The organism is Streptomyces sp. NPDC041124, from assembly GCF_055592385.1.
The window spans coordinates 408,816-417,328 of the sequence record NZ_JBVIYR010000008.1; the positions used below are offsets into that span (position 1 = coordinate 408,816).

The 8,513-nt window shown below is 72.2% G+C and carries 7 protein-coding genes; 3 read left to right on the top strand and 4 right to left on the bottom strand.

The window, feature by feature from the left end; genetic code table 11:
* The first annotated feature begins 36 nt into the window (after positions 1-36).
* Positions 37-573, top strand: a complete 537-nt coding sequence (locus tag ACZ6A9_RS23775; protein WP_468988616.1) for an NUDIX domain-containing protein — start codon at positions 37-39, stop codon at positions 571-573.
* On the opposite strand, the gene ACZ6A9_RS23780 is transcribed toward ACZ6A9_RS23775, so the two are convergent.
* Entirely contained in the window at positions 564-2,645 is a 2,082-nt protein-coding gene (locus tag ACZ6A9_RS23780) for a glycoside hydrolase family 31 protein (protein ID WP_468988619.1), read from the bottom strand. The genes ACZ6A9_RS23775 and ACZ6A9_RS23780 overlap by 10 nt on opposite strands.
* Before the next feature lie 211 nt (positions 2,646-2,856).
* Here ACZ6A9_RS23780 and ACZ6A9_RS23785 point away from each other — a divergent pair, with 211 nt between their 5' ends.
* A complete protein-coding gene (locus ACZ6A9_RS23785; protein ID WP_468988622.1) occupies positions 2,857-4,824 on the top strand; it encodes an acetoacetate--CoA ligase in 1,968 nt (655 codons plus the stop codon).
* 108 nt (positions 4,825-4,932) lie between these two features.
* Positions 4,933-5,826: a hypothetical protein gene (locus ACZ6A9_RS23790; RefSeq protein ID WP_468988625.1), complete on the top strand. Its 894-nt coding sequence runs from the start codon at positions 4,933-4,935 to the stop codon at positions 5,824-5,826.
* Between the two features lie 66 nt (positions 5,827-5,892).
* Here the strand turns inward: ACZ6A9_RS23790 and ptsP are convergent, their stop codons facing one another.
* From ptsP to ACZ6A9_RS23805, 3 genes are all read right to left on the bottom strand, one after another.
* Entirely contained in the window at positions 5,893-7,563 is a 1,671-nt protein-coding gene (ptsP, locus tag ACZ6A9_RS23795; RefSeq protein ID WP_468988627.1) for a phosphoenolpyruvate--protein phosphotransferase, read from the bottom strand.
* Positions 7,564-7,639: 76 nt separating this feature from the next.
* Positions 7,640-8,089, bottom strand: coding sequence for a PTS sugar transporter subunit IIA (locus ACZ6A9_RS23800; protein WP_468988630.1), 450 nt, complete (start codon positions 8,087-8,089; stop codon positions 7,640-7,642).
* A gap of 223 nt (positions 8,090-8,312) precedes the next feature.
* The coding region (locus ACZ6A9_RS23805) for a hypothetical protein (RefSeq protein WP_468988633.1) at positions 8,313-8,513 on the bottom strand (201 nt) is incomplete at its 5' end.

Genomic DNA, 8,513 nt, shown 5'->3' on the forward strand with positions numbered 1-8,513 from the left:
GAGACGCCCCCACCCCGATCGGATACAGTCCCGCGCGTGTCCGAAACCCTTGCCCCCGTCCCCAACTCCACGCCGGACTCCCACTGTTCGAGCTGCGGCGCCCCCTACGGGGAGGGCGTCTCCGGCTGGCCCCGCACCTGCCCCGCCTGCGGCACCGTCGCCTACCGCAACCCCCTCCCGGTCGCGGTGGCCCTCCAGCCCGTCTACGACACCCACGGCACCGCCCTGGTCGTCATCACCCGGGCCATCGCCCCCGCACGGGGCGGCACGGCCCTGCCCGGCGGGTTCATCGACCACCGGGAGGACTGGCGCCAGGCCGTCGTCCGGGAACTCCAGGAGGAGACCGGTATCGAGGCGGCGAGCCGCGACGTCCGCCTCGCCGACGCCATGAGCTCACCCGACGGACACCTGCTGCTCTTCGGACTCCTGCCCGAACGGCCCGCCGACGACCTGCCGCCCTCCGCCCCCACCGACGAGACCGAGGGCCGGCACCTGCTCCGCCGCCCCGAGGAACTCGCCTTCCCCCTGCACACCCTGGCCGTGCGCGCCTGGTTCGAGGGCCGCTACATCTGACCCCCGCCGGTTTCCAGCCCGCGGACCCGCACCGGGCGGCCCGGTCCACCCGCACCGTCCGCGCCCTCCCGCTCGACGACGACCCCCGCGCCCGACCACCGGACCGTGTACCGCTCGACCTCCGGCTCCTCCCACCCGTCGCCGGCGTCCGGCACGAACAGCCCGCCCCCGATCCGCCCCCGCGCCGGCGCCCACACCTCGAGTTCCGTCCCCCCGTCGTCCCCCCGCACCGGGAGGACGGCGCCCGCGCGTGCCAGCACCGGGATCCGCCCCAGGGGCGCGTCGACCAGCACGCGCCCCGGACCCTGATACGCCCGGCCCGTCGCCGTGTCGTACCACCGGCCGCGCGGCAGCCGGACGGGCCGCCGGTCCACCCCCGGACCGAGCACCGGTGCCACCAGCAGGCCGTCGCCGAGCAGGAACGCGTCCTCGCAGTCGCGCAGCGCACGCTCCTCCGGTGCCGCCCACCACAACGGCCGCACATAAGGCGCCCCGGTCCGCCGGGACAGATGCGCCAGCGTCATGAAGTACGGCAGCAGCCGCCGGCGTTCCACGAGCGCCGCACGCGCGTGCCGCAGCACCTCCGCACCGAACTCCCACGCCTGCCCGCCCCCCGCACCCGGACCGGCGTACGTGCGGAACAACGGCAGATACGCCGCCAGCTGAAGCCGGCGCAGATACAGCTCGGGCGACCGCACCCCGCCGACGTCCGGACCGGAGTACGGCACCCCGCACAGTCCCAGCCCCAGCACCAGGGCCAGCGATGCCCGCAGCTCCGGCCAGCCCGCTTCCGCCCCGCCCGCCCACGCTCCCGCGTACCGCTGCATACCGGCCCACCCGGAGCCCGACAGGACGAACGGCCGCTCCCCGGGCAGCCCCGTCCGCAGACCTTCGTACGCGGCCCTCGCCCTGCACAACCCGTACACCGGACCACCCGGCGCCGCTCCGACACCGGGAGCGACGACCGACACCAGTCTGATTCCCTCGCGTCGCAGCTCGTCCGCGAGGACCGGCAGCTTCGGGAACCGTTCCCCGTCGACGGTGAACACCTCCCCGGAGTCGGGGTAGCCGGCGCCGAGGTGCACGGCGTCCAGCGGCAGCCCGTGCTCCCGGTGACCCGCCACCACCCTCCGCACCTCCTCCTCACCGCCGCCGCCCCACCGCGCGTGATGATGACCGAGCGCCCACGCGGGCGGCAGCGCCGGCGCACCGGTGAGGGACGCCCAGGCCAGCAGCACCCGCGCGGGAGTACCCACCATCACCCAGCACCGGACCGGGCCGCCGTCCATCCACAGCTCGCTCGTCCCGGCCCTGTCGTGCCCCGAACCGGCCCCCTCCTCGCCCTCCCGCAGCGTCACCGCGCCCTCCCACGGACTGTCGTGGAACACCAGATGGGTGCCCGCGTCGGCCACCACCATCTGCGTCGGCATGGCGACGGACCCCGCATCACCGGCACACTCCGAGGCACGGCCGCGACCGGTGTTCCACAGCCGGTACGTACCGTCCCGCAGCCGGGGACCCGGCACACGCCCCCCGAGACCGAAGAACCGGGCGTCCGCCGGCACCTCCGACCGCTGCATCCACCGCGCGCTGCCACCGCCCACCGGTTCCCACCACCGCGGCGGCAGATCACGCCGCAGCGTCACCCCTCCGGGGGTGAGCACCTCCACCGCGCCGTGCCGGGAGACCACGACCGTCACACGTTCGGCCACCACACGCCAGCCACCGTCCTTGTGCGGCTCCAGCACGGCCCGCGGATCCGGCTCGGGGCAGCGGCCGGCCAGCGCGTACGACGGTTCAGGAGCGGCACCGTCCCAGCCCCAGAAGACGGCCCCGTTCACCGCGACGAAGATCCGCAGCTCCGAACGGCTGAATCCGATCAGACCGCCACCGGGCCCCGGCTCCACCTCCCGCACGGTTCCCGGCACCCGCGCCCGCACCGGCACCCGCGGCGGCAGTCCGCCGGCGTCCGCCCGCCACCTGCGCCACGCCGCCCGCACGGCACGCAGTCCCGGAGCCGCCCCCGCCGAACCGACCGACTCCACCGAACGCACCAGGTCACGACCGTCCATGGTGCTCACCCTGTCATCGATCGCGCCCGTCGAGGGCGTCGTTCAACTCCCGTTCACCCATGATCGGACCACATCGTCACGACTCGGACTATGTGGGGGACACCCTGGTGCGGAAGTCGATCACATGGCATCGTCCCTGTCAGCCGCGTCACGCGCACACCCCAGCCCGTGCGCGCAGGACGCACACGACGCGCACAGTCCGGGAGCCCCCATGTCGACCGAGAACCCCCAGCCGCTCTGGCAGCCGGATCCGGAACGTATCGCCCGAGCACGGATCACCGCGTTCCAGGCATGGGCCGCCGAACACCACGACGCGCCCGCCGAAGGCGGCTACGCGGCACTCCACCGATGGTCCGTCGACGAGCTGGAAACCTTCTGGAAGGCCGTCACGGAGTGGTTCGACGTCCGCTTCTCGACGCCGTACGCGCGCGTCCTGGGCGACCGCTCCATGCCCGGCGCCCAGTGGTTCCCCGGGGCCACCCTGAACTACGCCGAGCACGCCCTGCGCGCCACCGGGTCCCGCGCGGACCAACCCGCCCTGCTGTACGTGGACGAGACCCACGATCCGACCCCCGTCACCTGGGCCGAGCTGCGCCGCCAGGTCGGCTCCCTCGCCGCCGAGCTGCGCACCCTGGGCGTCCGGCCCGGCGACCGCGTCAGCGGCTACCTCCCGAACATCCCGCAGGCGGTCGTCGCCCTCCTCGCCACGGCGGCCGTGGGCGGCGTCTGGACCTCCTGCGCCCCCGACTTCGGCGCCCGCAGCGTCCTCGACCGCTTCCAGCAGGTCGAACCCGTCGTCCTGTTCACCGTCGACGGCTACCGCTACGGAGGCAAGGAACACGACCGCCGCGACGTGGTCGCCGAACTCCGCCGCGAACTGCCGACCGTCCGTGCCGTCGTGCACATCCCCCTGCTCGGCACCGAGGCCCCCGACGGAGCCCACGAGTGGTCCGCCCTCACCTCCGCGGACACCGAACCCGTCTTCGAACAGGTCCCCTTCGACCACCCGCTGTGGGTGCTCTACTCCTCCGGCACCACCGGACTGCCCAAGGCGATCGTCCAGTCCCAGGGCGGCATCCTCGTCGAACACCTCAAGCAACTCGGACTCCACTGCGACCTGGGACCCGAGGACCGCTTCTTCTGGTACACCTCGACCGGCTGGATGATGTGGAACTTCCTCGTCTCCGGCCTCCTGACCGGAACGACGATCGTCCTGTACGACGGCAGTCCCGGCTACCCCGACACCGGCGCCCAGTGGCGCATCGCGGAACGCACCGGAGCGACCCTCTACGGCACCTCCGCCGCGTACGTCATGGCCTGCCGCAAGGCCGGCGTCCACCCCTCGCGGGACTTCGACCTCTCCACGGTCGCGTGCGTGGCGACCACCGGCTCGCCCCTGCCCCCCGACGGCTTCCGCTGGCTGCACGACGAGGTCCGCGACGACCTCTGGATCGCCTCCGTCAGCGGTGGCACGGACGTGTGCTCCTGCTTCGCGGGCGCCGTACCCACCCTGCCCGTCCACGTCGGCGAGCTCCAGGCCCCCGGCCTGGGCACCGACCTGCGGTCCTGGGACCCCAGCGGGGAGCCCCTGACAGACGAGGTCGGCGAACTGGTCGTCACCAACCCGATGCCGTCCATGCCGATCCGCTTCTGGAACGACCCCGACGGCAGCCGCTACCACGACAGCTACTTCGACACCTACCCCGGCGTCTGGCGCCACGGCGACTGGATCACCCTCACCTCGAGGGGATCGGTCGTCATCCACGGCCGCTCCGACTCCACGCTCAACCGCCAGGGAGTCCGCATGGGCTCGGCCGACATCTACGAAGCCGTGGAGCGACTCCCCGAGATCAGGGAATCCCTCGTCATCGGCGTCGAACAGCCCGACGGCGGCTACTGGATGCCCCTCTTCGTCCACCTGGTCCCCGGCGCCACCCTGGACGACGACCTCCTGCACCGCATCAAGCGGACCATCCGCGAGCAGCTCTCACCGCGCCACGTCCCCGACGAGGTCATCGAGGTGCCCGGAGTGCCGCACACCCTCACCGGCAAACGCATCGAGGTCCCCGTCAAGCGCCTCCTCCAGGGCACACCCATGGACAAGGCGGTCAACCCCGGATCCATCGACGACCTCGGCCTCCTCGCCTTCTACGAGGAACTCGCCCGCAAGCGCGCCTGAACCGCCCGGACCGGTCACCCTCCGGGTACGCCGTCGTCTCCTCCCACCCCGTTGTCAGTGCCGCCGGTTACGTTGAGTGAGCATTGATCGACTGTCAGAGGGGGAGACATGACGTACACCGACCACCGCACCCTGCGACGCGTCCTCGGCCGCGAGATCGTCGGCACCATCGGCGTGCTGACCGACGAGCACGACTTCCGTGCCATGCGGCGCTACACCAGCTTCGCCTTCGACGACCACACCACCTACCTCAAACACCTGGAGGCCCTGCTCAGGACACGTGCACGGCAGGGCAGCCACACCACCGTCACGCTCTTCGACCCCGCGGACTACGCCGAGTTCTGCGCGAGCACGGGCCTCGACCCCGACAGCCACACCAGCCGTTCCCGGTTCACGGCCGAGCTCGCCTCCACCGGACCGGCCGTCCCCTACGACGGCCGGCCGCTGACCGACCTCCTGCCCGCTCTCGTCGACGAGGCCGTCCGCCAGGCGACCTGGGAGTACGCGACCACGCTCCTCGCCCGCCTCGGGCCCTGCGCCTCCTGCGGCGAGGACCTGGGCCGCGCCGCCTTCGCCCGCGCCTCGCGACTCCTCGTGCGGATCCTGGACACGGCGCCGCCGGGCGAACGCCACCTCGTGTGCAGTGTCTCCGGGCCGCCCGAAACCCTCGTCGCCGCCCTGCACACCGACGACATCGCCGGCCGCACCGACGCCCACGGGTCCGAGGCCCTCGAGTTCACCACCGTCCTGGCCGTCGGCCTCGCCACCGCCGGTCCCGGCGGACTGGTCATGAGGATCAGCAAGCCGGGCGCCCCCGACCGCGTCCACGGCTGGCGCCTGCGCGCCCACCGTCTGGAGGCCCTCACCGCCGGAGAGGTGTTCGACGCCTACTGCACCGACGCCGACTCAGGGGACCTCATCGCCCCGGAGTCCGACGTCGACTACTGCGAGGCACCGGAACTGGGGGAGGAGGACGGCCCCGGCGCGGTCCACCGCCACTGACCGCGGCAACAGAAGGGGCGCCCCACCTCAGGTGGAGCGCCCTTCGGGCGACGTGTCGCGGTCCGGCTACTCGCCGGACAGCACCGCCTGGGCGGCGTTGCGGGCGTCCTCGGCGCTGTCGGCCGCCCGGGCCGCCGCCGCGGCCCGCTCGCACTGCGCCAGTGTGAACTTCGCCAGCGACGCCCGCACATACGGAATGGACGCCGCACCCATGGAGAGGGAGGTGACACCCAGACCGGTCAGCACGCACGCGAGCAGCGGGTCGGAGGCGGCCTCGCCGCAGACACCGCAGCTCTTGCCCTCGGCCTTGGCCGCCTCGGCGGACAGCGCCACCAGGTCGAGCAGCGCGGGCTGCCAGGGGTCCTGGAGCCGGGAGACGGCACCCACCTGACGGTCCGCCGCGAACGTGTACTGCGCGAGGTCGTTCGTGCCCAGCGACAGGAACTCCACCTCCTGCAGGACCGAGCGCGCCCGCAGCGCCGCCGACGGGATCTCGACCATCGCGCCGAACTTCGCCCGCAGCCCGGCCTCCCGGCACGCGTCCGCGAAGGCCTTGGCGTCGGCACGGTCCGCCACCATCGGGGCCATCACCTCGAGGTGGACGGGCAGCCCCTCCGCGGCTTTGGCCAGCGCCGTCAGCTGGGTGCGCAGGACCGCGGGGTGGTCCAGGAGCGTCCGCAGGCCGCGCACGCCCAGCGCCGGGTTCGGCTCGTCGGCCGGAGTGAGGAAGTCCAGCGGCTTGTCCGCGCCCGCGTCCAGCACGCGCACCACGACCCGGCCCTCGGGGAACGCCTCGAGGACCTGACGGTACGCCGTGACCTGCTTCTCCTCCGTGGGAGCGTTCTTGCTGTCGTCCAGGAACAGGAACTCGGTACGGAACAGACCGACGCCCTCCGCTCCGGCCTCCACGGCCGCCGCGACATCGGCCGGTCCGCCGATGTTGGCCAGCAGCGGCATCGCGTGACCGTCGGCGGTCGCGCCGGGTCCGGTCGACGCCGCGAGCGCCGCCTTGCGCTCGGCCGCTGCGGCTTCGAGCTGCGCCCTCTTCTCGGCGCCGGGGTTGAGGAAGACCTCGCCGGTGCTGCCGTCGACCGCTATCAGCGTCCCTTCGGCGACCTCACCGGCACCCGGCAGCGCGACCACGGCCGGGACGCCGAGGGCGCGGGCCAGGATGGCGCTGTGACTGGTGGGCCCGCCCTCCTCGGTGACGAAACCGAGGACCAGGGTGGGGTCGAGCAGCGCCGTGTCCGCGGGCGCGAGGTCACGGGCCACCAGCACGTACGGCTCGTCGCTGTCCGGCACCCCGGGCATCGGCACCCCGAGCAGCCGCGCGACGATGCGGTTCCGCACGTCGTCGAGGTCGGCCACGCGGCCCGCCAGATACTCCCCGGCGTTCGCCAGCAACTCGCGGTACGAGGCGAAGGCGTCGTACACGGCGCGCTCGGCGGTGCTGCCGACGGCGATCCGGCGTTCCACGTCGGCCAGCAGTTCGGGGTCCTGGGCCATCAGGGCCTGGGCCTCGAGCACCGCTTGGGCCTCGCCCCCGGCGAGGTTTCCGCGGGCCGTCAGATCCGCGGCGACGGCCTCCACGGCCTGGCGGGCGCGGCCCTGTTCGCGCTCCGCGTCCTGCGGGGGGATCTGCTTGGCCGGCGGCTCGAGCACGGCCGTACCCATGTGCCGGACCTCGCCGATCGCCACACCGTGACTGACACCGACGCCTCGCAGCGTTGTCTCCATCTCACCCGTCTCCGCTAGTGCGGCGGGACGATCCGCCGCGTTGGTTGTCCTGGTGGCCGTCGGGGACGGCGCCGGCTCACTTCCAGAGGAAGAGAGTGTCACCGGCTTTCACGTCGCCGCTGTCACGAAGATCGGAGAGAGCGTCCGCCGTGGCCTCCAGTGCCACCACCGGACACACCGGTGACTTGCCCGCGGCCTCGACGGCGGCCGGGTCCCAGCGCACGATGCTCTGACCGCGGGCCACGGTGTCCCCCTTGTTGACGAGCAGCTCGAACCCCTCACCGTTCAGCTGCACCGTGTCGATGCCGAGGTGGGTGAGGACACCGTGTCCACTCTCGTCGACGACGACGAACGCGTGCGGGTGCAGAGAGACGATGACACCATCGACGGGGGACACGGCCTCGGAGGGCTCCCGTACGGGGTCGATCGCCGTACCCGGGCCGACCATGGCCCCGGAGAAGACGGGATCGGGCACGGACGCCAGTCCGATGGCCCGCCCTGCGAGCGGGGACGTCACGGTGGTCATGGGAAGCCTCCCAAGAAGTGGATCTGTACGAGTGCCGTCACTGTCTGTCTCCGGCGCACTGTTCAGCAGCGTATGTCATATGACGTACCGGTTCCGGGGGACAGCTCCGGGTCTGCGGTCTGGACAAGAGGTCTAGACCACCACCCTAATCGATTTGCACGTACTCCGCGACCCCGTGTAGAGTCGTACTCCTGCTTGGGGATGAGCGACGCGGACAGTGTCCTCACTCGGCAGCAATCCAACTGTCAGATCCTATCTCGGGTCGCTTTCTGTATGTCTGCAGAACGGTGGTCAGAGGGTCGGGAAAACGCTGATAGAGTTGGAAACAACGAAGGGAAGCGCCCGGAGGAAAGCCCGAGAGGGTGAGTACAAAGGAAGCGTCCGTTCCTTGAGAACTCAACAGCGTGCCAAAAGTCAACGCCAG